The sequence below is a fragment of the Erythrobacter sp. R86502 genome (assembly GCF_042466465.1).
Classification (GTDB): domain Bacteria; phylum Pseudomonadota; class Alphaproteobacteria; order Sphingomonadales; family Sphingomonadaceae; genus Erythrobacter.
Map to the genome: position 1 here is coordinate 2205290 of NZ_JAXHCJ010000001.1, position 23944 is coordinate 2229233.

Here is a 23944-nt window from a genome sequence, read left to right on the forward strand (position 1 = left end):
AGGGCCCTGCAACAGGAGGGTCGTAATCAGGGGCAGCCGGCGCACACCGGCTGCCCCTTTTTCCGTAACGCTCAGACCTCGACTGCGAAGGTCAGTTCGGCATGTTCTTCCAACCGTTTGACCAAATCTTCCCCCAGGAAGCTTCCCGGTGTGCCAATTCCGCCGGGCTTGTCACAGGCAAGCAGACCAATGGCCGTTTCGGACAGCATCCGGCAGGTGGAGCCGTAACCCGGATCGAACCGACCCTTGACCCCGTACTGCAAGCGCTGACCATCGGCCATGTCGGCGACAAAAACGACGTCATAGAACCCGTTTTCACGTTCATCCTGCGTTGGGCCTTCACCGGGCTTTGGCGGCTTGGACCCGAACGGGTTCTTCATGAATTCCAACGCAGCATTGGCTGCCGCCTTCCCGGCATCGCCCGGACTGGTCAGCGTCATTTCGTCATATCTGAAATCAGTTCCATAGGGATGACCCAGCAGGAAATTGGTGCGGTGAACGTTCTTGGTGTTGATCGGCGCCATGACAAAGGGGGCGGACCACTTACCCAGATCCTCTTCATAGGATGGGATCATGCCCGATGGCTGGTCGGGCCCTTCAAATCCGGGCGTCAGCGCAAAAGGGTTCCGCAACACTTTAATAAGCGAAGGATTTTTTGCCGCCGCCTTCATCGTTGCGCCAAGGCTCGCTGCTGTCCCGCCCGAGAAGGTGCCCTGCATCGCACGCACTCGCCCGCGAATACGCGGCGCAGGCTTGCCGAACCGTTCCCGGCACGCTTTCTGCGTCATCATCACGCCGAGATCGAAGGGGATCGAATCGAACCCTGAAGAGAAGGAGATGCGTGCGCCGCTCGCCTGTGCGGCGGCGTGATGTTCCGCGATCTTTTCGGCCATCCATACAGGTTCGCCGCACAGATCAGCATAGTCGGTTCCAGTCGCCACGCAGGCTGCAAGCAGCTTGTCGCCGTAAAGCTGATAGGGGCCGACCGTCGTGATGACGACGCGTGTTCGCCGGCACATTGCTTCCAGATCTGCGCTGTTGTCGGCATCGGCCACCACCAGAGGCGTGGTGGCGGGCGCGCTTATCAGATCGCGCACTTCCTCCAGCTTGGCGAGGCTACGGCCTGCCATCGCCCATGTCGGCCCGTCTTCGCGGGGGCCGTAATGCGTGGCGAGATATTCCGCCACCAGACGCCCGGTATAGCCGGTGGCGCCAAAGACGATAATGTCGAATTCGCGAGGTGTGGTCATATGATCCAATCTCCGTTCGCCCTGAACTTGTCGAAGGGCCGTCCTGCTTCTTCAGATGCCGTGCTAGAAGAAATTACGGTGCTTCGACAAGCGCAGCACGAACGGATGTGGGTCACAGTCTTGGCAACGTCACCCCGCGCTGACCCATATATTTGCCCGCGCGGTCCTTGTAACTGGTCTCGCAGCGTTCGTTGCCTTGCAGGAACAGGAACTGGCACGCGCCTTCGTTGGCGTAGATTTTTGCAGGCAGCGGGGTGGTGTTGCTGAATTCGAGCGTCACGTGCCCTTCCCAGCCCGGCTCCAGCGGGGTGACGTTCACGATGATCCCGCAGCGCGCATAGGTGCTCTTGCCGAGACAGATCACCAGCACATCCTCCGGCACGCGGAAATATTCGACCGTGCGGGCGAGCGCGAAGGAATTGGGCGGGATGATGCAGCAATCGGTCTTGCGGTCGACGAAGCTCTTCGGGTCGAACTGCTTGGGATCGACCACCGAGCTGTCGACATTGGTGAAGATCTTGAACTCGGGCGCGACCCGCGCATCATAGCCGTAGGACGACAGGCCATAGGAGATCACCCCGTCGCGGCGCTGTGCCTCGACGAAGGGCTCAATCATGCCGTGTTCGCGGGCTTGGGTACGTATCCATTTGTCTGAAAGAATCGCCATACGACGTGATCCCTGACGCGGCGCATGCCAGCAAGTGCCCTTCCACAATTATCCGGAGAGTTTTTGATAACCTTCCGCCAATACCATTCGAATCCACCCGACGCGGGATGGCCAGCGCGACCGGTAGTTGTCTTGCCAAGAATTTGCACCGCGCCTACTGGCGCATTAGGCGTCGTACCGGCGCAGGGATCCCCAAACCGTGCTCGACACCGCTAATATCTCATCCGAAGCGCTGGCAAATGTCATCGATCAAAGCGTTGATTGCGTAAAGTTGCTCAACAATGCGGGTGATGTTCTCTGGATGAATTCCAACGGCCTGTGCGCCATGCAGATCGACGACCCGACAGCCGTATACGGGCGTCAATGGGCGGGGTTGTGGCCCGAAGAGAACCGCGGCTTGGTTGCTGCATCGCTCGAAGCTGCACAGAGGGGTGAAACCATTCGGTTTGAAGCGTTCTGCCCCACAGCCAAGGGATCACCGCGCTGGTGGAACGTGACCGTATCTCGCGTCAGCGCACCAAGTGGTGAAGACATCGGCTTCCTGTCAATTTCCCGCGACGTAACGGAAGCCGAGATGCAGCGGCGCGCGCTGGCGATTGCGGCGGATGAATTGCGGCACCGGCTTAAAAACACCTATGCTATGGTGTGCGGGCTGCTCAGCAGCATGGCGTCTGGCAACGAAGAAAACGAAGCCTTTGCCAGGCAAATGAATAGCCGCCTCATGGCGCTCAGCACCGCGCAATCGTTTTTCATGGCACCCGATGTGCCACGCGATCTGGCCGATCTCGTGCCCGCACTGGTAAAGCCCTTTGCATCGCGGGACTGCGATCTTGTTATTGACGATGTCCAATCTGTCATGGTGTCACGGGCCGAGGCTGATGCCGTCGCGCTGATCGTGGGCGAGTTGGCGATGAATTCATCAAAACATGGCGCACTGGCCCACGGCGGGAAGATCGCGATTGCCGCGATGGAACACGATGGCACCGTCTCACTGATCTGGCACGAAAGCGGCGCATTGCCGGTGGCCGTCCGTTCCCGGGAAGGCGGTCAGGGTCTCAATCTGATCGCACTCATGGTCGAGGCGCATCGGGGAACGATTCAGACACAGTGGGACACCCACGGCCCGCTGGTACAGGTGACGCTGCCCATCAGCGTGTAAACCTTTAGGGCTGCGGCCCTATCCTATGGAAAGCTCAGCCCATACGGGCAGATGATCGGAAGCGGTTGTTGCGAGGGGGCTGCGATGCACGCCGCAGCCTGTCGCTTTCAGCTGGTCGCTATGCATGATCCGGTCGAGACGGCCCAATGGTCGCCGGCTCGGGAAACTTGGCCCGGGGTCAAGCACGCTGAAATGCTTGCCAAATTCGCGAAAGCAGCCTGAATTTGCGCGCCATTCGTTCAGATCGCCCATCAGCATTGTAGGGCGATCCGAACGCGCCGAATCTGCCAAGGTCGCAATTGCGCGGGCTTGCCGAACCCGCCACAGGCCCGACAGATCCAGGTGCATGCCAAAGACGCTGACCTGCGCGCTGCCAATCCCGAGCGTCGCCGTCACCACTCCGCGCGGTTCAAGGCAAGGGATATGAATGATATCGTGGCTTTCCACAGTGATTCCGTTTTTCACCAGAATCGCATTGCCGTGCCAGCCCATTGAATCGTGCTGAACATCAAGCGGAACGGGCACGTAATCAGTGTGGCTGGCAATCAGGAACGGCGGCAGCACGCTGGTGCGCTTGCCAAAGCGCAAATCGGCTTCCTGCAGGCAGACGATATCAGCGTCCACCTCCTGCAATACCTTTAGAATTCGCGCAGGATCGCGCTGCCGGTCCGTACCGACACCCTTGTGGATATTGTAACTGGCGACCTTGATGCGCTGTGCCATCCGCGGGCTAACCTGCTGCCAGCAGGCTGGCATTGCCGCCAGCGGCGGTGGTGTCGATTGTCATGACGCGTTCGGTGGCGAAGCGCGCAAGGTAATGCGGGCCGCCAGCCTTAGGTCCGGTGCCCGACAGACCCTCGCCGCCGAAAGGTTGGCTTTCCACCACCGCGCCGATCTGGTTGCGGTTGACGTAGAAATTGCCCACCCGCGCCCGTGCCTGCACCAGCCGCCGCGTTTCGGCGATGCGGCTGTGCAGACCCAGCGTCAGGCCATAGCCGACGCTGTTGATGTCATCGACCACCTTGCCCAACTCGCTCGCGGCAAAACGTACGACATGCAGCACCGGACCAAAATGTTCGCGCGCCAGATCACGGATCGAGCCGAGTTCGACGATGGTAGGGGCAACGAAGCAACCCTTCGCGGTTTCGGGCGGCAGTACCAAACGCGTGACCGTGCGCCCGCTCGCCTCGCAGCGCCGCACATGGCGTTCCAGCGCAGCCTTGGCATCCTCGTCAATCACGGGGCCAACATCGGTCGCCAGATTGGCCGGATCACCCACATGCAGTGCTTCAAACCCGCCGCGGATCATCTCCAGCATGGGCTCGGCAATGTCGTCCTGCACATACAGCACCCGCAGCGCCGAGCAGCGCTGGCCCGCGCTCTGGAAGCTGCTGGCCAGCACATCGCGCACGACCTGTTCGGGCAAAGCCGAACTGTCGACGATCATCGCGTTTTGCCCGCCGGTCTCGGCGATTAGGGTGGCGATCGGCCCGTCGCGGTTGGCAAGTGTGCGATTGATCGCGCGCGCAGTGTCGGTCGATCCGGTGAAGGCGACGCCTGCCAGGCGCGGATCGGCGGTGATCAACTGACCGACCGTACCTGCGCCAGGTAGCAGTTGCAGCGCTTCTGGCGGGATGCCGGCGTCATGGCACAGCTTCACTGCCAGCGCGGCGATCAGCGGAGTCTGTTCGGCGGGTTTGGCGATGACGCTGTTGCCCGCTGCCAGCGCAGCCGAAGCCATGCCGATAAAGATCGCCAGTGGGAAGTTCCACGGGCTGATCGTGGCAAAAACTCCGCGCCCGTGCAGCGAGAGCGTGTTTTCCTCCCCCGTGGGGCCCGGCAGGATCGTGGGCGTGCCGAATTGCTGGCGCGCACCTTGCGCATAATAGCGCAGGAAATCGACCGCTTCGCGCAGTTCAAGCACCGAATCGAGCAGCGTCTTGCCCGCTTCGCGCTGACACAGGCTCAGGAATTCGGCGCTGTGGGCTTCGAACAGGTCGGCGGCTTCTTCCAGCAGCAGCGCACGGGCTTCGCCGCCCAGCGCGTCCCAGCCGGGCTGGATCTTGGCAGCACGGGTAAACGCGGCTTCGACTTCCTCTGCGGTGGCATCACGCCGGGTGCCAACCACTTCGGACAGGCTGTGCGGCATGGTAATCGGCGCAATCTCGCCTGCGGTTGCCGCCGGGAAGGTGGGTTCGGCCCGCCAATGGGTGCTTTCCAGCTGTTTCAGGCGCGCCATCAGCGGTTCGCGCACCAGCGGATCGCTAAGGTCGATACCGCCGCTGTTCTTGCGGCCTCCAAAGATGTTGGCGGGCAAAGGGATCGCGGGGTTGCGGCGTGGCCGCATTGCGGCAAGTTCCGCCACTGGATCGCCTACCAGTTCCCTGGCCGGGATATCGGCATCGCCCATGCGATTGACGAAACTGGTGTTGGCCCCGTTCTCAAGCAAACGCCGCACCAGATAGGCGAGCAATTCCTTGTGCCCGCCGACGGGTGCATATATCCGCACGGGTGTGCGCTGGTTGCCTTCGAGCGCATGGAGCGCGTGATAGACTTCCTCGCCCATGCCGTGCAGTCGCTGGAACTCGAAGGATTTGCCCTCGCTTAGCTGCTTGATTGCCGCAATCGTATAGGCGTTGTGCGTGGCGAAGGCGGGGTGCAGCACATCGGCGTGGGCGAACAGGCGCGCGGCGCAGGAAAGGTAGCTGACGTCGGTGGCGACCTTGCGCGTGAAGACCGGGTAGTCGCTATACCCGCCCACCTGCGCGAGCTTTACTTCGCTATCCCAATAGGCGCCCTTGACCAGCCGCACAAACAACTTGCGTCCATGGCGCCGCGCCAGTTTGCCCGCCCAGTCACACATGGCAACGCCGCGCTTCTGATAGGCCTGAATGGCGAGGCCGAAGCCGTCCCAGCGGCTGCCATCAGGGCGGCGAAACAGGTCGTCATCCGCAACCAGTTCCTCGATGATGTCCATGCTGAGTTCGAGCCGTTCGGCTTCCTCGGCATCGATGGTGAAATGGATGTCGGCATCGCGCGCACGGATCGCCAACGCCTTGATTACCGGCACCATAGCGGCGCGGGCCTCGTCGGCGTGGAAGAAGGTGTATTGCGGATAGAGCGCCGACAGCTTGACCGAAATGCCCGGTGACCCGCCGACACCTGCGCCTGATTCGCGCGCCAGACGGACAAGCGCGGCCTCATAGGCCAGACGGTATTTCTCGGCATCGGCGAAGGTCATCGCCGCTTCGCCCAGCATATCGAAACTATGCGTGATGCCGCGTGCGCGTTCCGGCGCAGCGCGCTTCAGGGCCTCGTCGATGGTGCGGCCGAAGACGAATTGACCGCCAAGGATCTTCATCGCTTGGCCGGTTGCGGTGCGGATCACAGGCTCGCCCAACCGGTTCATCGCGCGCTTCAGCACAGAGCCCATACCGCGCTGGCGAGCATCTGGGGGATCTAGCACTTCGCCGGTCAGCATCAGGGAGAATGTGGCGGCATTGACGAAGGTGGATGAGCTTTCGCCCAGATGCTCACTCCATTCAATCGCGCCGATCTTGTCGCGGATCAGCGCATCTGCGGTGGCCGCATCGGGCACGCGCAGAAGTGCTTCGGCAAGGCACATCAACGCAATACCTTCTTCGGTGTCGAGGCCATACTGCTGAAGGAAGGCATCGATGCCGCTGGCCTTCTTGCCGCGTGCGCCCTCGATGAGGTCGATCGCAAGGCGCGCTGACGCCGCGTGAACGTTTGAGGCGGGCGTAGCTTGCGTCAGCCGCTCGGCAATGCAGGCTTCCTCCTCCTGCCGATAGGCACGGCGCAATTCGGTGCGGTCAAGGGAGGGGGCGGCGGAGAAGTCGGCCATCTGGTAACACCTGAAACGATTCGAAGGGCAATTCCCGGCCTCTGAACCGCGCAAGGCTGCGCTTCAAGTTCAGTCTTTGCAACAGGCTTCCAGAGGTGCGCCTTGATCGGCCAGCCGCACGGGGTTAGCCTGCATCGCCAGTAACAGGGGCTTCTCGATCATGCGGATGTTCTGCTTTCACTGCCGCGACGGCGAAGACGGCGGACGGCTGCGCGGAATCCATCGGCCCGCACATCTGGAATTCATCCACGCCAATGCCGAACATTTCGTGATCGTCGGCCCGCTGAAGCGCAGTGACGGTTTGATCATCGGCTCCCTGCTGATCGTGAAAGCGCAAGACGAAGCCGCCGCGCGCGCAATTCTGGCGGATGATCCCTACCTTACCGGCGGGGTGTGGCAGTTGATCCGGGTGGACGAATTCACCCCCCTGCTGGGCGATTGGGCCTGATCTTCACCGGAACGGGTCGGTATCGCTGTACCGGCGGCTGATGAAAGCTGCGTTGCTGGAAAAGGCATCCAGATCGTGCTGCGCCAGATTGCGCGCAATTTCGTCGATCCGGGCCTGCACCGCATCCAGGCTTTCTTCCAGAATGAAGCTGGCGGATTTGCCGGTCTTGCGGAAGATTTCGGCGCGGTGCGCGCTGGGGATGTCGATGTAGCTCTTGACCAGTTTGGGCAGATGCTCATCGCGCATCAGTTCAATCTCGGTTCGGCTGACCGCTCGCACCTGTTCGCGGTCCATCATGCCCTCGACCTGGGTAAGACATGCAAGAATGGTGCGGATCTTGTCACGGGCGCCTGTGGGGATGCGCTGATCCTCATAATCGAACGCGGGCTTGCGCGGCGCGGGCGGCGGCGCGGCGGGCGTGGGGCCCGGCCCGGCGTCTGGCGCAGCGAACATCTTCCGGATCGAATCAAACAGGCCCACGAACCTTCACGTCTCCCTAACCCGGCGCGTGTCCGGTGATGTGTCCTAACACCGTGCCAAGGCCAGCGCCACCAGCAGCTTAACCCCTTGGATCAAGGATGCGCGACGGGCTGCCGACGCGCTCGGTATCCAGCTGATCGAGCGCTTCGTAGAGCTTGGCGAAGGCCGCCTGCAAGGCTTCGGCGCTATCGGCCTGATGCGCCGGTTCGTTCTCCGCGATCAGGTTGCTCGCCGCACGGTCAAGGCTGGCGATACCGTCCAGCACCAGTTCCTGCTGAGCCATCAGCCGCGCGGCCTCGATTGCAGTGCGCAGGACAAGGAGCATGGTGGCGGTGGCCTGCTCAATGCCGTCTATCAGGCGGGCATTGGTATCGGTGACAACATGGCGCAAGGCAACGGCCTGCTGCGCAAGCGCGCGCGCCTCGGTCAGATCGCGCAGCCGGGTCTGGACGGTATGGAGCGCATCCGATTGCAACCTGTGCGCCTTCATGGGTTGGGTTGTTGCAATGGAATCGGCGCGGACCGTCAGCGTCAGGACAAGTTCCTCGGCAAAAAGCGTGTGTTCTTCCAGCGCGCCGAGCAGCGGTGCGAGGCCCGATTGCTCGGCCTCCAGCGACACGTTGGCGCGGATCAGTGCGTCCCGTTCACGCGTAAGAGCGGCAAGCGCGGCCTCGATCTCGCTTTGCGCGGCGCGATAGCGGCGGAAATAGGCCTTGGGGTCCGGCGTCACCGGGATCAGAGCAAAACGCTTCGTCCCGCCCGCCAGATTGCCGCGCCGCAGCGGTTCAAGGCTTTCGGCAAGACTGCGAAGACCCGCAATTGCGCGGGCGATCCCGCCCGTCGGCGGCGGCGCGACGTGCGCAAGGCTTCCGGCGTGGCGCGCGGAAAGCTGCGCGATTTCGCTCCGCCCCAATGCCTCGACCTGTTCAAGCTTGTGGTCAAACGCTGGGCTCAGCGGCTCGATCAGCAGCAATTCGGCCACATACTTCAACGCCTGCCCGGCGAGTTCCGCATGGCGTCGTTTGGTAATTGCGGTCACGCGACCCGCGTCGGCTGCTCTGACACGCCGGGAATGGCGCCGCGCAGCCCGTGGACAGCCACGCGATCAAGCACGCCTGCAGCCCAGCGCGCATGAGTGGTCGGCTCGCACATGCTGCCGCCATGTCCGAACACCGCGCACGCTTCGCGGGCAAGGATGGCGCGGGCTTCGTCCGCTTCGCTTGGTGACGGACGCAGCGCTTCATGGATGATACCCACCTGCATCGGATGAATCGCGGTTTTTGTCAGCAGGCCATGGTCGATATCGCGCGCGACTTCCTCCCGCAGCAGGTCGCTTTGGGCATAGTGTTCGAACACCGGAGCAGACAGCGCCATGCCTTCGGGAAGAAACACCGATGCCATGGTGGTGATGGCAAGGCCCAACGGGCCGTCATAGGCCGTCCGCTCCCGCGAACGCCGCACACCAAGCAGGTTGAGGATGTCGTTCCCCCCGATCCTGACCGCATGAACGCGGTCGCCAAGCGGTTGCAGCACGGCGGCCATATGCGACAGCGCCATACGGTCGAAGGCTTCGGCGCTTTCGATAGTGGGCATGATCCCGTGCGTGAAGGTTTCCAACCGTGCCAGCCAGTCGGGCAAGTTGCCCTTGGTGATCTTAGGCAAGACGAAGCCTGCCAATCGCTCCACCCCGGGCTGCGCCTGCATCCAGGTCAGCATCGCGGGATTGCGCGGCCGGGCATAGGCGATGAGCTGCGGCGGGGCGTCCGCGAGGGATTGCAGGGTGTCGCTGAACACCGCCTGCGCCGCGCCGACATCGGCTTCGTGAAGCGAATCTTCAAGGCAGATCACCACCGAACGCAGATCGGCGTTGGCACCGGCAAGCACCTCGGCCAGCCGGGGGTGCTGCACCGGGATGTAAAGCGTCGCGCCCAGTTCGACTGCCTTGGTCATCACAGGTCTCCTGCCTTGGCAATCACGGTGACGGCACGATAGTTGCCAAGTTTGCGCTGGTACACATCTATACCCGATTGTGCGGCCAGATGAAGAAGATGCGCCACTTCCGCGTCCCCCTTGTCGCGCACAAACACCGCGTCGGGAACCCGGCGGAGCACCGCGCGGGTCGCTTCGGCAATGCCGGGTTTGATCCGGTTGCGATCCGGTACCCCGCATTCGGCCATCAGACTATCCAGCAGCGCCGCGCAGGACAGGCGGCTCTGACAGGCGCCGGCGCGGCTCCAGGCGGGCGATGGCACGTTGGGAAGCGCGGCTGCCTCAACCGCGGCGATAAAGGCGCGCGACTGGTCGACATCGGCAAATTCGGTAAGGTAGCGACAGGCGTGGAAATCGCCCGGCCCCACAAGATCATCCGACAGGACCGACCGGCTGACCAGCCCTGACACAATGCCGCCAAGGATACCGGACGGGATCAGATAATCCTCCGATGTTGCCGCCAGCGAAGCGCAGCCTGCAGGATCGGCAATCACCGCAAGGAAGGGGGCAAATCCGGTGCTGCCGTCGTGCAGACTGGCCTCCAGTTCGCCGGTGATCGCGCCTTTGCCCGTCCAGCCATCCACGAACACCGTATCGCATGTCCCGCGTGCTGCAGCAATGTGGGCCAGCGCTGTCCGGTCGATCCCGCGGCCGCGAATGATGCTGATGGAATAGTGCACCACATCCAGGCCCCGCCGGACCAGCGCACGTCGCAGCAGGACGCCGATGGGGGTGCCAGCTCGGGCAAGCGATACAATAGTGCAGCTTTGCGCCGTTTCGGGCCGCGCAACAATTGCGTCGGCGAGCGCGGCGACATCGTGCCGCAACCGACTGCCGTTCCTTGTCAGGGCGGCATGATAAAGATCGAGATAGCGGGCATCGGGCAGACGTTCGGGTGACAGCATTTCCGAATAATGCCGCTCGCCCGACTGGATCAGCGCCTCCTTGGCGCGCACGTCGGTCAGGCCGATGGTCGCGGGCTTGAGCAGGAAGGTCACGTCCGCAGGCGCGTAGGAGCCGTGGAAAGGAGGCATCAGTCGACCCATTCGTTCCCGCGCGCAATGTGCTGCCACAGCTGACCCTGTGTCGGCATCATCGCCATGTCGGTCAGATCGAGAAAGCCCGTGTCTGACCAGCTGTCACCAATGCCGATCACCAGCCGTTCCGGGCTTTCGCGCCGCACTTTGTCGAGGATGTATCGCACAGCAGCCCGTTTGCTGAGCCATGGTGGCAGGAATGCCAGGTTGTTGCCATTGGCGTGGGTGCGCCAGCCATCGGGCACCTTCGATGTCGAGGCATCTGCCACGTCGGCCAACGCACGTTCATCGCCGTGATTGCTTTTGATGACAACATAGAGCGGGAGGCCATTTTCGCTGACCACCCAATGACGGAAGGCAACAGGGTCAAGCCCATTGGTAAGGTCAGGATAAAGCGTATCTGCAGCGTCGGATCGCCGTGCTTCGCTTTCAAGATGGCGGTGCCAGACCGTATCGGGTGTCCCATCGGCGGTGAGAACACAGCCCCCATTGGCGCAGACCGCAGGAGCCTGCGCAATATCCACCCGCGCCATGACCTCGCGGCTGCGTGCTGTCACAGGGACCATATCGCCCTGCTCCAGCCAGTGCAGCAAGGCTTGCTGCGGCGGCGTGGCAAAACCACTGGGGCTGCCATCGACGAGGCAACTCATGGGCCTCAGCGAATTGTCCGGCCAATCGCCACATTTGCCCCGCGTCTGGAACAGGCTGTCATCGAGGTCGGCAAGGATCAGCGGGCGCATGGTCATGGCTGCGGCCCGTAGCGGCACCGGGCAAGTTCTACCACCGCACTGCTGCCTTCGTCCGATAACCAGCGCGCCAACGCCTGCGCCTGACCGCCCGAAATTTCGGAAGCAACCACGATGCGGTCTGGTTCGTGCGCGAGCAGATTGTACACATGGCAGGTCGCCCCCGAACCATAGGCGTCGGCAAGCATGGTGACGCTCTGCATCGCATGGCCGATCAGAGCAGGTGTGCGGGTGATCGACTGGACGGCGGTGATCGCGCCTTGTGCGGCAAGATCTTCGGCGATCCGCAGTGCTTCATAGGCGTGCTCACCATCACCCAGAACCAGCACCCGCTCCTCCGGTGCGGCAACGATCGGCGCGCGGTGGGCGGCCTCGGGCGCAAGCAAGCCGGTGCGGCTGCGCATCCCCGAAGCAGGCGCGGTGCCGTGGCGGCCTGCGGCTGGGGCGAGGATGGCAGCGGCCTGCCCCGCGCCCGGCGTCCATTCGAGCGTGCCTGCGATCAGCGCATGGGTGGCGGCGGGACGCGGCATCCGGGTAAGGAAGCCGCCCGCGCTCCAGTCCGTAAGGCTGGCGCAATGCACCGCCTCGATCTGCGGAAGCGCTGCAACCAGCGCCTCGGCCGCTTCGACAAAGGTGCTGCCGGTGCTGCATTCGTCATCGACGATCACAAGGCTGCGGGCAGCGGCGAGCGTCGGCTCGATATCGGCGCTGACCTGCACCATATGCGATGCGGCGTGGCTGTGGCCTTCTTCGAACCGGCACAGGACACGCGCGCCTGGCGCGATCTGGCGGCTGCTCTGGATATAGGCGCTGGCGCAGCCCGGATTCCGCACGCGCCATGCCGCCCATACGCTTTGCGCAAGGCCGGTGGCCGTTTCGGCCATGCCGCAGAACAGCACTGGTTCTGCCAGCCCGCCCGGTATTTGCACTGCAAGGGCATCGGCGGCAGCGCGCATGGCGTGAGGCGCTGCGGGCAGATGCCGCCCCAGGACTTTCGACACGATCAGGAACCCGCGTTTGGGATTGGCTCTTGCAGCAAAATCGCACAGCTGCGCCACCCGGGCAGGCGCTACGCCGCGCAGCACCAATTGCCCGGTTGGCAAATCAACCGTCACCATATCGCCAACTGTGTCAGGCATGGATGATGATACTGACAACGCCGCCCCGCAACCGGCCCACGACATTGCGGCGCAAATTGTCGGTCGCAATCGCCAGCGGCGGCACATCCGCCCCCGCTGCCGCCGCCATTTCGTACACCAGCGCGGCGCGGATGCCGAAGTTCACGTTTTCCGAAATCGAGCCGCGATGGCGCATATTGTCGTGCGCGAGGCTGGCCGATGTAATGCCCACCAAATTGCCGAACTCGTCGATGATGGCGCCGCCCGATGATCCCGAACCGATCGGCGCGCTAAACTGAAAACGCGACACATCCCCGCCGCCGCCCGTCAGACCCGAGACATTGCCCGTTGTCACTTTGAGATCGGCGCCCAGCACATCGATCAGCGGGAATCCGGCGGCCATGATATCCTCGCCCAGAAACAGCGGTGATCCGATCCTAAGCGGCAGCGGGGTGCCTGCGGTCTGGCAGCGCAGCAGTGCCAGATCGTGCTGCACGTCCACCGCCAGCACCACGGCCTTGTCACGCGCCGGATCGATTTCGAAACGCTGACCATCCTCGACCACATGAGCATTCGTGATGATCAGATCGGGCGCGATCAGCACGCCGCTGCCCGATCCGATCAATTGGCCGGGTGCAGGCTTGGGACGATTGTGACTGCGGCCGTCCGGGTGGGGGATCGGGCCGTTTCCGGGAGGGGGAATATCGGGCGCATTGCGGAACGGCACCGTCACCGCGCCCAGATTGCGCGACCTGACATAAGCATCGATCCCAAAGGTGAACCCTTCGTTCGACAGCTTCATTCGCCGTTCGCCATTGCGGGTATAAACCTCGGCGAGGATGACCGCAGCAAGCTGTTCCGATGGCGCTGGCATCACGTGCGTCGTGCCGTCCACCTCCATATGGATCGGATAGGCCGCATTGGCGAAGCCGCCATGGCGATCATCCATGACATAGGCGACGATCTCGAAATCGCCGTCCAGTTCGGCCATGCTGTCCATGTTCCAATGCTGCGGGTCGGTCCGGTCGAAGGCGAGCGCGCGGCCATCCTGGCCACCAGCGTGACTGATCGCCGCGATTGCGATGCGCGGGGCTTCCGGCCCTTGCATGGCGATGCGGCAATCAGCCTTGGGGCTGATGGGAAGGCGCTGTCCGGGCTGAGCAGGCGGCATGTGTTTGCGGCCCTGCCCGATCAGCCGATATTAACGCCCATCGCGCCCGCGAGGCCCGCAAGCCCGCTGCGCCAGCCTTCGCCGATCGCCTTGACCTTGATGTCCCCCGCCGAGCCGCGATAGAGTTCGACGAAGATCATTGCGACATTCATCGAGGCGTCTTCGGACAGGTCGTAACGAGCCAGCTCCTTGCCATCGGCACGGTTGGTGACACGCGCAAAGGCGTTCTGGACCGAACCGAAGTTCTGGCCGTTGATTTCGCCATCATGGATCGTGACCGCGATCACAACCTTCTTGGCATCGGGCGCCAGCTTGCCGAAATCGATGTGGATCGTCTCGTCATCGCCGTCGCCTTCCCCGGTGCGATTGTCGCCGCTGTACACCACGGCGCCATCGGGCGAGGTCTTGTTGTTGTAGAAGATGAAATGCGCGTCCGACAGCACCTTGTCATCCGCACCGACCACGAAGGCCGAGGCATCGAGATCGAAATCCGTGCCATCGGTGCGCCGCACGTCCCAGCCAAGACCGACTGTGACGGCGTTGAGCTCCGGTACTTCCTTCGACAACGAAACATTGCCGCCTTTGCTGAGCGAAACCGCCATAGTCAGTGCTCCCCTTTTGACGTGCGGCGCGCCGTCTGCACAGCGCGCCGCGTGCGCTTTAGCCGACGTTCACACCGAAGTGACCGGCAAGCGGGCCGAGGCCGCCCTTGAACCCCTGGCCGACCGCGCGAAACTTCCATTCTGCGCCGTGGCGATAAACTTCGCCCAGAATCATCGCGGTTTCGACCGAGGCATCTTCCGACAGGTCAAAACGCACGACTTCGTTGTTGTTGTTGGTATCGACCAGCCGGATGAAGGCGTTCGACACCTGGCCGAAGGTCTGGCCCTTGCTGTCGCCATCGTGGATCGTCACGACCACCGCGACCTTGTCGACATCGGCGGGCATCTTGGACAGGGTGATTTCGACCTGTTCGTCATCGCCGTCGCCTTCGCCGGTGCGGTTGTCGCCCTGATGGATGACCGCGCCGCCGCCCGCGTTCTTGTTGTTGTAGAACACAAAATCGGCGTCATTGCGGACCTTGCCATCGCTCTTGCACAGGAACGCCGAGGCATCGAGGTCGAAATCCTGACCATCAGTGGCGCGCACGTCCCAGCCTAGACCAACCATGATGCGGTCAAGCCCGGGGGCTTCCTTCGACAGGCTGACATTGCCCCCCTTCGACAGTGAGATCGCCATAGTACGTCTTCCTTCTCTCAAGTCTGGCGGCCGGGTGTGATGCGGCCGCCGTTCGTGGTGAAATGGTGCGCCGGCCTTAGGCCAGCGCGTCTTCGGGCGTCCCGTCGGGGTTGCTTTTGTTCCAGCGCACCGAGGACCAGAACGCCAATCCGATCAGCACCGCGCCGATCAGGCCGGTGATGACTTCGGGGATGTGCGCGAAGGTGTTGATGAACATGATGATCGCCAGCGCCATGATGGCATAGAAAGCGCCGTGTTCGAGATAGCGATATTCCGACATCGTCCCCTTGCGCACGAGGAAGATCGTCATCGAACGCACGAACATCGCGCCGATACCGAGGCCGATGGCAATGATGATGAGGTTGTTAGTCAGCGCAAATGCCCCGATCACCCCGTCGAAGCTGAAGCTCGCGTCGAGCACTTCGAGATACAGGAACGCACCGAAGCCCGCCTTGGCGACATCGCCGGTGGTGGGCGTGGGCGGTTCGAGCAGGTGGTTGACGATCTCGACCGCGAGATAGACCAGCAGGCCGGCAATCGCGGCGGTGATGAAGGTCAGCGCATCGGCATCGGCCAGCATGGTCGAGGTGCCCCAGATCGCGGCCAGCACCAGCCCGATCGCAATCGCCTCAATCTCGGCAACCTTGGACAGCGGCCGTTCGATCGCGGCGATCCAGTCGACCTCCTTTTCGGAATCGAAAAAGTATTTAAGGCCCACCATCCCGAGGAACGCGCCGCCAAAGCCCATCAGCCCGATATGCGCATCGCTGACGATGCGCTGATATTCGGCCGGGGAATTGAGCGCGAGATTGACCGCTTCGACCGGGCCAAGCTGGGCGGCGACCATCACGATCACCAGCGGGAAGACAATCCGCATCCCGAACACCGCGATCGCGATACCCCAGGTGAGGAAGCGTTGCTGCCAGATCGGCGACATATCCTTCAGCACAGACGCGTTGACCGCGGCGTTGTCGAAGGACAGCGACACTTCCAGCACCGCCAGCACCGCGCAGATCCACACGATCCCCAGCATGCCATCCAGCGTGCCGGTCAGCTCCCAGCCATACCACGCGCCCAAAAGCAGGCCCGCCAGGGTAAATAGCAGCGAGCCCCCGAAATGTTTGAACATCGAAACGTCTTTCCTTCTGGCCGCATCGTGCGGGACCTTGTGGCCTAGTCCTTACTGCCACGTGTCCATTGAAGATAGACACCGATGTCTTCGGCAAAAGGTTTCTGGCTGGAATAAAAGCGCATCAGCCGGCTCATCTTCAATTCGCCGCCGACATTGTCGATCGTGGCGATCCCGCACAGCCGATCGCGGCTGCCGGTTTCGTCCATGCGCACCTCGATTTCCGGCTGGCCGGGAATATTCAGTCTGACCACTCCATCGGTCTCGGCCCAATTGGGCGCGCCTTCGTAGATCAGCGCGAACACGCCGATGCGGCGGATCTGATCGAAATGCTGGCCGTTGACCCGGATCGTTTCCCCAGCGGCGACCGCGCCGGTGCGATCATCGCCCGACAATTCGATGAAGGGCGGCTGGTGGTAGGAACCGAAGCTGCGGCCCAGCGCCTGGATGCAGCCTGCGCCCCGGCCATCGGCCAGTTCAAAGATCACGCCCAGATCCAGATCGAGCTGCTGGCTGCCGCCGAAAAAGCCTTTCTTCTGCGTGCGCGCGGTCCAGTTGAGGTTGAGCACGATTTCCCCGAAGCTGCTGCCCTGCTTCTTCAGACTGACCGAGGAATTGCCCTTGTCGAGGCTGATCTTCTTCAAGCTTACGGGGGCCGCGGGAGGCGGCGGCGGGGCCGGCGGAGGCGCAGCTTCGGCAACCTCTCCGCCGAAATGCCTTATCAGCGCGGCAAGGCCACCGGCAAAACCGGCCCCGATCGTGCCCAGCTTCCAGCCTGACGCATGGCGGTAGAGTTCTGCCAGCATCACCGCCTTTTCGTTGGTAAGGCCCGCGGCCGCATCGAAGGTGGCTTTGCCGCCATCGATAGCCAAACGCAGCGGACGCGCTTCGCCAACGGCGCGGCTGTCATGCGTGGCGGTAAACACGATGCGGTCGATAGTGACGGGCAGCTTTGCAAGATCGATTGTGAAACGGGCCGACCCCGGCGTGCCTGTCATGCTGATTTCCCCGCCGGGTGACCGGGGATTCGAAAACAGCACGACATAGCGATCATCGCCGATTTTCTGCCCCGCTTCGAGACCGAAGGCCGCAATATCGATGCCATCCATCCCGAATTCGATCGTCATTTCGCATTGGGGCGCAATACCCAGATCGGCGAGTGCGCGCTTTTCGCCGCGTTGCAATTGCATGGTTCAGGCTCCCGCCGGGTTGCATATGACGCCGTGTTCCCGGCGTCCGGATTCTGTTACAGAATAGCGCGGGCAGGGCCGGTCAGATCCTGAACCGTGCGCCCGCCCGTGCGTTCACCAATCGCTTTGAAATCCCACTGCCCGCCGTTACGCGACAGGCTGGCGAGCACAAAGCCGGTGTGCGGGCCCGAATCCGATATGTCGAACCGGGCAATCTCACGCCCGCTGCGCGCATCGACCACCCGGCCAAACGCATTGGCGACCTTGTCAAAGGTCTGCCCACGGAAGCTGTTGACCGTGAGCACGATATATTCAACGCGGCTATCGAGTTTGTCGAGCTGGATGACAATGCTTTCATCGTCCCCGTCACCTTCGCCCGTTAGATTGTCTCCGCTGTGCCGGATCGTGCCCGATGCGTTGGTAAGCTTTCCGAACCACACCAATTCCAGCACGGTCTTGTCGGCATCGAAGGTGATGCACGACGCATCAAGATCGATATCGCCGCCGCCGCCCAGCAACCCGCCGAAAAAGCCCTTCTTCGCCACATCCCAACCCACGCCAAGGCTGATGTGAGACAATCCGTCCTGCGCGGCTTTTGCCAGGCTTACCGATTCGCTTTTCTTGAGCGAAATTCCCACCGAAACCCCCGTTCCCCGCATAAAATGCAAGTACGGTGTATCCCTGCTGGGCTGTGGGGTGTCAAGTGTAGCCCAAGCTTCGGTTATCCAGCGTGAATCCTTGAATTTATTACAGATTCATTAACTAGCAAAGGGTTTCACCAGCCTCAGATACCGAAGCTGCCTTTCAGCCCGTCGATCACATATTGCGCCGCCAGCGCCGCCAGCAACACGCCAAGCAGCCGCGTGATGACGGCCTCGACCTTGTCGCCCAGCAGGCGGATCAGCGGCCCCGCAGCCACCAGTGCTGCGGCGGTGATGGCCAGCACCAGCCCCAGCGCGGCCAGCACTTCGATCATTTCGGGCCAGCCTTCGGCTTCGTTCATCAGCAGCATGATCGCTGCAATCGCGCCGGGGCCCGCCAGCATCGGCATCGCCATGGGAAAAACCGATACGTCTTCGACTTCGGCGGTCGCAGCGATCTTTTCAGCCCGTTCCTCGCGCCGCTGCGTGCGCTTTTCGAACACCATGTCAAACGCGATGAAAAACAGCATAAGCCCGCCAGCAATGCGGAACGAATCCAGTTCAATATGCAGCGCACCGAGTAATTCCTGCCCGAACAGGGCAAAAATCAGCAGGATAATGGTGGCGATGAAAGTAGCCCGCAACGCCATCGTACGCGCCTGTTCGCGCGTGGCACCCTTGGTAAGTCCGGCATAGATCGGCGCACACCCCGGAGGGTCGATCACCACGAACAGAGTCACAAAGGCGGAAATGAAAAGTTCTGTCAGCACAGCGGCGGGCTTTTCTGGTCTCGCGTCAGGAAGGTCATCGCGCCACTCACATCATTCGCCTGTCAGCACAAGGCTTTGTTCAATGGCATTAAGCCAGCGGCCTTCGTAAAAGTAATCGGCCACGATCGAACGTGTACCATTGGCAGACTGTTCCCAACGCCAACGCAGCGTGCCATCGCGCGACAGCCGCGCATCGGCCTTGCCATCTTCGCCGATGGGAATGGCGGGCGGCGCCGGAACCGTTGTATCCTTGCGCGGGCAACTGGCTACCAGCCCTGTTACGGCGTCCATTTCAGTCACGACAATATCGCCTTCTTCCACCTGCTGTTGCGGCGGTGGTGGAGGCTGCGGCACATCGTCGCCTGATGCATCGAAGATATAGCGATAGTCGCCGCTGGGCTGGCGTTCCCAGACGGTCACAAAGCTGCCGACCCTGCCCTGCGGATCGCGATAGCGCCCCTTGCCGACAGCAAGCGCCCCGTCGCAACTTACCGCCACTACGCGCGGCTGCCTTTGTACCGCAGCAGCCGGGTCAGCCTTGCCTGCAAGCCAGGCGTCGACCGCCAAGGGCCCGTCAGGGCCGTGAACCAATGCACCGGGCGCTGCAAACTGGCGGAAAGCGGTCCACTGCCCACGCTCACGCGCAGCGCGCGCGAAGGCGAGTTCGGCAGCAACGATGGTGCTGGGCTGCGCCGCGCCCGGCGCCGATTTCAAGGCCCGGTCAATCACCGCCCGCGGCGGCCCCTTGGGCATCTGGCTTGAGGAACATGCAACAAGAGCCATCGACAGCGCGCAAGACCCCAGCAAGGCAGAGACGGATCGGATCATGCCATGCACCCTACTTCCGCAACCCGCGCTTGTCGAAGATCAAGCGATGCAGGGGCTATACCCCTTCAGACAGGGGCAAGCCCGCATGACCATAGGCCGCGACCAGCGTGTTGCGCAGCAGGACCGCAATCGTCATCGGCCCGACTCCGCCCGGCACCGGCGTGATCGCGCCCGCCACTGCGCTGACTTCTCCAAAGGCGACATCACCCACCAGCCGCCCCTTGGGCTTGCCTTCTTCGGGCGGCAGGCGATTGATGCCGACATCGATCACGCTTGCGCCAGGCTTGATCCAATCGGCCCGCACCATTTCGGGCCGGCCCACGGCGGCCACGACAATGTCGGCGCGACGCACCACATCGGGCAGGTTCTGCGTGCGGCTGTGCGCCACGGTGACGGTCGCGTTGGCATCAACCAGCAGCTGCGCCATCGGCTTTCCGACAATATTCGACCGGCCGATTACCACCGCTTCCAGCCCCGAAAGGTCGCCGTGATGATCCTTGAGCAGCATGAGGCAGCCCAGCGGGGTGCAGGGCACAAAGCCCTGCTGTCCGACACTGAGCCGCCCGGCGTTGATCACATGGAACCCGTCCACATCCTTGTCAGGGCTGATCGCGCCGATGACGGCCTGTTCGTCCAGCCCGCCTGGCAGCGGCATCTGCACCAGTATCCCGTCAACTTCCGGATCGCGGTTCAACCGTTCAACCAGGGCCAGCAGCTCTGCCTCGCTCGTTTCCGCGGGCAGCCGATGTTCAAAACTGGCGATACCGGCTTCTTCGCAGGCGCGGGCCTTGGCGCCGACATAGACCTGGCTGGCCGGGTCTTCGCCCACCAACACGACCGCCAACCCCGGCCGCCGTCCCGTGACCTGCGCAAACGCCAAGGCCAGCGCACCGATCCGGTCGCGCAAATCCTGCGCGAACGCCTTGCCGTCAATCCGCTTTGCCTGTTGCATCAGCTTGCGGCGCCTTGAAGAATGTAGCCCACGGCATTCAGGATCAACAGAAAGACCATCGGCGAAAAGTCGATGGCGCCGGTGTCAGGCATTACCTTGCGGATCGGGCGCAGCACAGGCTCGAACAGGCGGCTCAATGCATCATGCACAGCATAGGCGAACTGGTTGCTGGGGCTCACCACATTGAAGGCGAACAGCAGACCAATGATGAACCAGACGATCAGCAGCATGTTTGCGGTGCTGATGATCATGGCAAGAATTTGGATGAGTGCGTCAGTCATTGCGATCCGTTTCCGTTGCGAAGGCGCGGCCGATGTGGCGCGGGCGCCCGTGTCTGTCCCTTGCCAGGCGTATTAGCTGGTTAATACGCTCTGCGCCATATCCCAGTTCCCGCTCCCGCCCGATCGTTCAAGCCCGCACCAGCGTGCCTGCACCGCGAGCCGTGAAGAATTCGAGCAGCATCGCATGGCCAACGCGTCCATCAAGCACAACGGCCGCTTCGCACCCGGATTGCACGGCGGCGACGCAGGTTTCCAGCTTGGGCACCATGCCGCCGCGGATAACCCCGTCTTCGCGCAGCCTGGCGATGTCGTCCGGGGTGAGGTCGGACAACAACCGGCCCTCACCATCCAGCACGCCTGCCACGTCGGTCAAAAGGAACAGGCGCGCCGCACCCAGCGCCGCCGCGATGGCGCCTGCCATCGTATCGGCATTGATGTTGTAGGTCGCGCCGTCTTCGCCCGGTGCGATGGGGGCGATCACCGGAACCATCCCTGCTGCCACCATCGTATCGATCACCGTGGTATCCACCGTCGCCGGTTCGCCCACGAAGCCCAGATCCACAACCTGTTCGATCTGGCTGTCGGGATCGCGGGTGGTGCGATTGACCTTGCGCGCTGTCACCAGCCCGCCATCCTTGCCCGAAATGCCGATCGCCTTGCCGCCCGCCGCTGCGATCCAGCCGACCAGTTCCTTGTTGATCGCCCCCGACAGCACCATTTCAGCCACCTTGGCGGTCGCTTCATCGGTGACGCGCAACCCATCGACGAAGGTGCTTTCCACCCCCAGCCGCTTCAGCATCTGGCCGATCTGCGGCCCGCCGCCGTGGACCACCACCGGATTGATCCCGACCGCGCGCAGCAGCACGATATCTTCGGCAAAGTCCCGCGCCGCTTCGGGATCGCCCATCGCGTGACCGCCATATTTCACCACGAATGTCCGCCCGGCATAGCGCTGGAAATAGGGCAGCGCCTCGATCAGCACTTCGGCCTTGGCCAGATCGGGCGTATCGGCACCCGAACGCGGCGGCGTGTGGTTCAGCTTGTCAGTCACCGGCGGTCAAACCCCTTGCGCGCCCATCGCGCCCATGCGCCGCGCCGTAGCGGCTCGCAGGCGCCGGGCCAAGTCGCTTGGCGACCCGGTATGTGCGATAGGGAATTTTTACACCATAATGCTATCCCCCAACCGAAGGGGAGGGTTCATGAACGATAGCACCGGCACAGACGGCACACCCGCGGACCGACCGGGCGGCGGACGCCGCAGCGGCGAGCGGCGGCGGGCGCGGCAGCCTTTCGATGGGCCCGACCGCCGCAAGGGCGACCGGCGATCGGGCGCAGACCGGCGCGCAACCCCGCGCGAAGAGAGCCGCGACTGACTGCAACGCGGCAAGCGCCCCGCACGCCGTTCAGCCAAAGCGCCTGCTGCCTGAACCATGAGACAGATGAGACACTGTCTTAGACAAGAAAACCGTGCCTGCCTCTCTGGCCCCCACTCTGGAATCTGCACAGGCCCCTGCACGCAGCGAGCATCAGCCCCCGCAAAGGTGCAGCGACGCGGCGGCGTGGCGGGGCAAGGCGAGAGGGTGGGCATGACGCCGCAGGGTTAGCCGGGTGCGAGGGGTGTAGGAAAGCGGCGGCACCGCAGCGAGCGGCGCGGCGAGCGGCCCCCACCGTCATCCTGGCGCAGGCCGGGACCCAGAGCGGGCCAGCGCGCGCGTCAGCGGAAGAGAGCTGGGCCCCGGCCTGCGCCGGAGTGACGGGGTGGTGGAGGGTCGGCGCTCCCATTACAGTCTTCCCGGACTTGATCCGGGGCCCCGCTGCCTTGGAAGCGGCAGAAGAAAAAAGCGGGGTCCCGGGTTAAGCCCGGGAAGGCGAGGGAGGGAACCGCTTGCGGTCGCGCTTCACATGTGCCGCCGCCTTGCGCCGCAGCTAGCGAGAGGAAACAGCTTGTCGGATCAAGTCTTGGTCTCTGACTCCTCAGCCATACGGTCAAGGAACGGGTTTACCCCAAACATTCTCCGAAGCTCGTTGAGGGAATAAGAAGTTCCTGATGTATCTTTTATCTCGCAGAGTGAAAGGCCAAGGAGGCGATCCTTACGCACCACACTGGGCTTCATAGTTTCGAGATACCCGGAAATTTTCTGTAGAACTGCTTCTTCATCGGTGGGCAAAATCAGCGTTGATATTTCTGAGCCTGCCTTTGTAAATTGGCTCGCCGTAATCGAGAATCCCTTTCCCGTTTCTAGTATGCCAAGCAGAGCCAACTTTTTGCCAAGAATCGCGACTTGATTTTCTTCAATGACGGGAGCGACCCACCCAAAGGCGCCACTGGCGCCTGTTATAAGGCCCGCACTCTCAAGCTGAATTAGCCTACTAACAGGAAAATCGATCTCGTCGATGTGGAAGAGTATGCCTTGGACGCTGTTTGAGCAGTATTCCTCAAAAATTTCGGCAGTCTGCTTGTCTAGCTCCGATATCAGTCGCACTGTAGACTTCGCAAATCGTCCCGGCTCTGTTATTTCGCCAGCGAGAACTCTTCCCCACATTCTCTGCATCTGCTCGGAAGATGCGTCCTCACAAGACCGCTCAAACATGTTGAGCCAGTCTTCATCAATTTCGTCAGACGATGCTCTATTCTCTGGCTGCTCGATAAGTGTCGCCGCAGCTGCCTGAACCACCCGTGCTTTGTTCTCTGCTCGCCTAAGCTCTTTTGGAAGATAAGCTGCGATCGCAGCTCTCACGATTTCAGGATCAGACGACGCCTCCTTGGCAGCCGCTTCAGCCACTGCTTTTGTTATGAGGGACCTTGCGTCAGTTTTATCATCGACGGGCTGGGACGCCCGTCGAATCCATGTAGAAATATATGATCCCACTCCCCCAAAAAGGAAACTTACGGCCTTCAAGAAACCGATTTTCGTTCCTGCGGGGATAGCCGGCAGCGCCGAAAGAACAGAGTCTATTTCTCCGCTACCGCTAGACATACTCCC

General features: G+C 62.4%; 25 protein-coding genes. 3 read left to right on the forward strand and 22 right to left on the reverse strand.

Annotation, left to right across the window (positions count from 1 at the left end):
- Positions 1-71 precede the first annotated feature (71 nt).
- Entirely contained in the window at positions 72-1250 is a 1179-nt protein-coding gene (locus SJY33_RS10600) for a saccharopine dehydrogenase family protein (RefSeq protein ID WP_379922725.1), read from the reverse strand.
- A 112-nt stretch (positions 1251-1362) separates the two neighbouring features.
- The gene (gene dcd / locus SJY33_RS10605) at positions 1363-1917 is read right to left on the reverse strand and encodes a dCTP deaminase (protein WP_379922726.1); all 555 of its coding nucleotides are present in this window, start codon (positions 1915-1917) and stop codon (positions 1363-1365) included.
- Positions 1918-2116: 199 nt separating this feature from the next.
- Between dcd and SJY33_RS10610 the strand changes: the two genes are divergently transcribed.
- The gene (locus SJY33_RS10610; protein ID WP_379922727.1) at positions 2117-3076 is read left to right on the forward strand and encodes a sensor histidine kinase; all 960 of its coding nucleotides are present in this window, start codon (positions 2117-2119) and stop codon (positions 3074-3076) included.
- 18 nt (positions 3077-3094) lie between these two features.
- On the opposite strand, the gene SJY33_RS10615 is transcribed toward SJY33_RS10610, so the two are convergent.
- A complete protein-coding gene (locus SJY33_RS10615) occupies positions 3095-3799 on the reverse strand; it encodes an endonuclease/exonuclease/phosphatase family protein (RefSeq protein WP_379922728.1) in 705 nt (234 codons plus the stop codon).
- Positions 3800-3806: 7 nt separating this feature from the next.
- Positions 3807-6941 (reverse strand): bifunctional proline dehydrogenase/L-glutamate gamma-semialdehyde dehydrogenase PutA, encoded by a 3135-nt coding sequence (gene putA / locus SJY33_RS10620; protein WP_379922729.1) that lies wholly within the window; start codon positions 6939-6941, stop codon positions 3807-3809.
- 160 nt (positions 6942-7101) lie between these two features.
- Between putA and SJY33_RS10625 the strand changes: the two genes are divergently transcribed.
- Positions 7102-7389, forward strand: coding sequence for a YciI family protein (locus SJY33_RS10625; protein WP_379922730.1), 288 nt, complete (start codon positions 7102-7104; stop codon positions 7387-7389).
- A gap of 3 nt (positions 7390-7392) precedes the next feature.
- Here SJY33_RS10625 and SJY33_RS10630 read toward each other — a convergent pair whose 3' ends face one another.
- The 17 genes from SJY33_RS10630 to argB form a co-directional block, all read right to left on the reverse strand.
- Positions 7393-7869: a hypothetical protein gene (locus SJY33_RS10630; RefSeq protein WP_379922731.1), complete on the reverse strand. Its 477-nt coding sequence runs from the start codon at positions 7867-7869 to the stop codon at positions 7393-7395.
- Positions 7870-7948: 79 nt separating this feature from the next.
- Positions 7949-8908 (reverse strand): toxic anion resistance protein, encoded by a 960-nt coding sequence (locus SJY33_RS10635; protein WP_379922732.1) that lies wholly within the window; start codon positions 8906-8908, stop codon positions 7949-7951.
- Complete coding sequence (locus SJY33_RS10640) at positions 8905-9819, reverse strand: HpcH/HpaI aldolase/citrate lyase family protein (protein WP_379922733.1); 915 nt, start codon at positions 9817-9819, stop codon at positions 8905-8907. The genes SJY33_RS10635 and SJY33_RS10640 overlap by 4 nt, the downstream gene beginning before the upstream one ends.
- On the reverse strand, positions 9819-10892 hold the full coding sequence (locus tag SJY33_RS10645) for a cysteine protease StiP domain-containing protein (protein WP_379922734.1): 1074 nt from the start codon (positions 10890-10892) through the stop codon (positions 9819-9821). Before SJY33_RS10645 ends, SJY33_RS10640 begins: the two co-directional genes overlap by 1 nt.
- Positions 10892-11641, reverse strand: coding sequence for a sucrose-6-phosphate hydrolase (locus tag SJY33_RS10650; RefSeq protein ID WP_379922735.1), 750 nt, complete (start codon positions 11639-11641; stop codon positions 10892-10894). Before SJY33_RS10650 ends, SJY33_RS10645 begins: the two co-directional genes overlap by 1 nt.
- On the reverse strand, positions 11638-12780 hold the full coding sequence (locus tag SJY33_RS10655; RefSeq protein WP_379922736.1) for a phosphoribosyltransferase domain-containing protein: 1143 nt from the start codon (positions 12778-12780) through the stop codon (positions 11638-11640). Before SJY33_RS10655 ends, SJY33_RS10650 begins: the two co-directional genes overlap by 4 nt.
- Positions 12773-13930 carry a S1C family serine protease gene (locus SJY33_RS10660; RefSeq protein WP_379922737.1) on the reverse strand — a complete coding sequence of 386 codons (1158 nt, stop codon included), beginning with the start codon at positions 13928-13930 and terminating at the stop codon, positions 12773-12775. The genes SJY33_RS10655 and SJY33_RS10660 overlap by 8 nt, the downstream gene beginning before the upstream one ends.
- A 20-nt stretch (positions 13931-13950) precedes the next feature.
- Entirely contained in the window at positions 13951-14532 is a 582-nt protein-coding gene (locus SJY33_RS10665) for a TerD family protein (RefSeq protein ID WP_379922738.1), read from the reverse strand.
- A 58-nt stretch (positions 14533-14590) separates the two neighbouring features.
- On the reverse strand, positions 14591-15169 hold the full coding sequence (locus tag SJY33_RS10670; protein ID WP_379922739.1) for a TerD family protein: 579 nt from the start codon (positions 15167-15169) through the stop codon (positions 14591-14593).
- 76 nt (positions 15170-15245) lie between these two features.
- Positions 15246-16298, reverse strand: a complete 1053-nt coding sequence (locus SJY33_RS10675) for a DUF475 domain-containing protein (RefSeq protein ID WP_379922740.1) — start codon at positions 16296-16298, stop codon at positions 15246-15248.
- A gap of 44 nt (positions 16299-16342) precedes the next feature.
- Entirely contained in the window at positions 16343-17488 is a 1146-nt protein-coding gene (locus SJY33_RS10680; RefSeq protein WP_379922741.1) for a TerD family protein, read from the reverse strand.
- 56 nt (positions 17489-17544) lie between these two features.
- On the reverse strand, positions 17545-18126 hold the full coding sequence (locus SJY33_RS10685; protein ID WP_379922742.1) for a TerD family protein: 582 nt from the start codon (positions 18124-18126) through the stop codon (positions 17545-17547).
- Between the two features lie 146 nt (positions 18127-18272).
- The gene (locus SJY33_RS10690) at positions 18273-18896 is read right to left on the reverse strand and encodes a MarC family protein (protein ID WP_379923573.1); all 624 of its coding nucleotides are present in this window, start codon (positions 18894-18896) and stop codon (positions 18273-18275) included.
- 54 nt (positions 18897-18950) lie between these two features.
- A complete protein-coding gene (locus SJY33_RS10695) occupies positions 18951-19727 on the reverse strand; it encodes a hypothetical protein (RefSeq protein WP_379922743.1) in 777 nt (258 codons plus the stop codon).
- A 55-nt stretch (positions 19728-19782) separates the two neighbouring features.
- The gene (gene folD / locus SJY33_RS10700) at positions 19783-20679 is read right to left on the reverse strand and encodes a bifunctional methylenetetrahydrofolate dehydrogenase/methenyltetrahydrofolate cyclohydrolase FolD (protein ID WP_379922744.1); all 897 of its coding nucleotides are present in this window, start codon (positions 20677-20679) and stop codon (positions 19783-19785) included.
- The gene (locus SJY33_RS10705; RefSeq protein ID WP_379922745.1) at positions 20679-20960 is read right to left on the reverse strand and encodes a YggT family protein; all 282 of its coding nucleotides are present in this window, start codon (positions 20958-20960) and stop codon (positions 20679-20681) included. The genes folD and SJY33_RS10705 overlap by 1 nt, the downstream gene beginning before the upstream one ends.
- Positions 20961-21087: 127 nt before the next feature.
- Complete coding sequence (gene argB, locus SJY33_RS10710; RefSeq protein ID WP_379922746.1) at positions 21088-22011, reverse strand: acetylglutamate kinase; 924 nt, start codon at positions 22009-22011, stop codon at positions 21088-21090.
- Between the two features lie 148 nt (positions 22012-22159).
- Between argB and SJY33_RS10715 the strand changes: the two genes are divergently transcribed.
- A complete protein-coding gene (locus tag SJY33_RS10715; RefSeq protein WP_379922747.1) occupies positions 22160-22333 on the forward strand; it encodes a hypothetical protein in 174 nt (57 codons plus the stop codon).
- 579 nt (positions 22334-22912) lie between these two features.
- Here SJY33_RS10715 and SJY33_RS10720 read toward each other — a convergent pair.
- The gene (locus SJY33_RS10720; RefSeq protein ID WP_379922748.1) at positions 22913-23938 is read right to left on the reverse strand and encodes a DUF2806 domain-containing protein; all 1026 of its coding nucleotides are present in this window, start codon (positions 23936-23938) and stop codon (positions 22913-22915) included.
- Between the last annotated feature and the right edge of the window lie 6 nt (positions 23939-23944).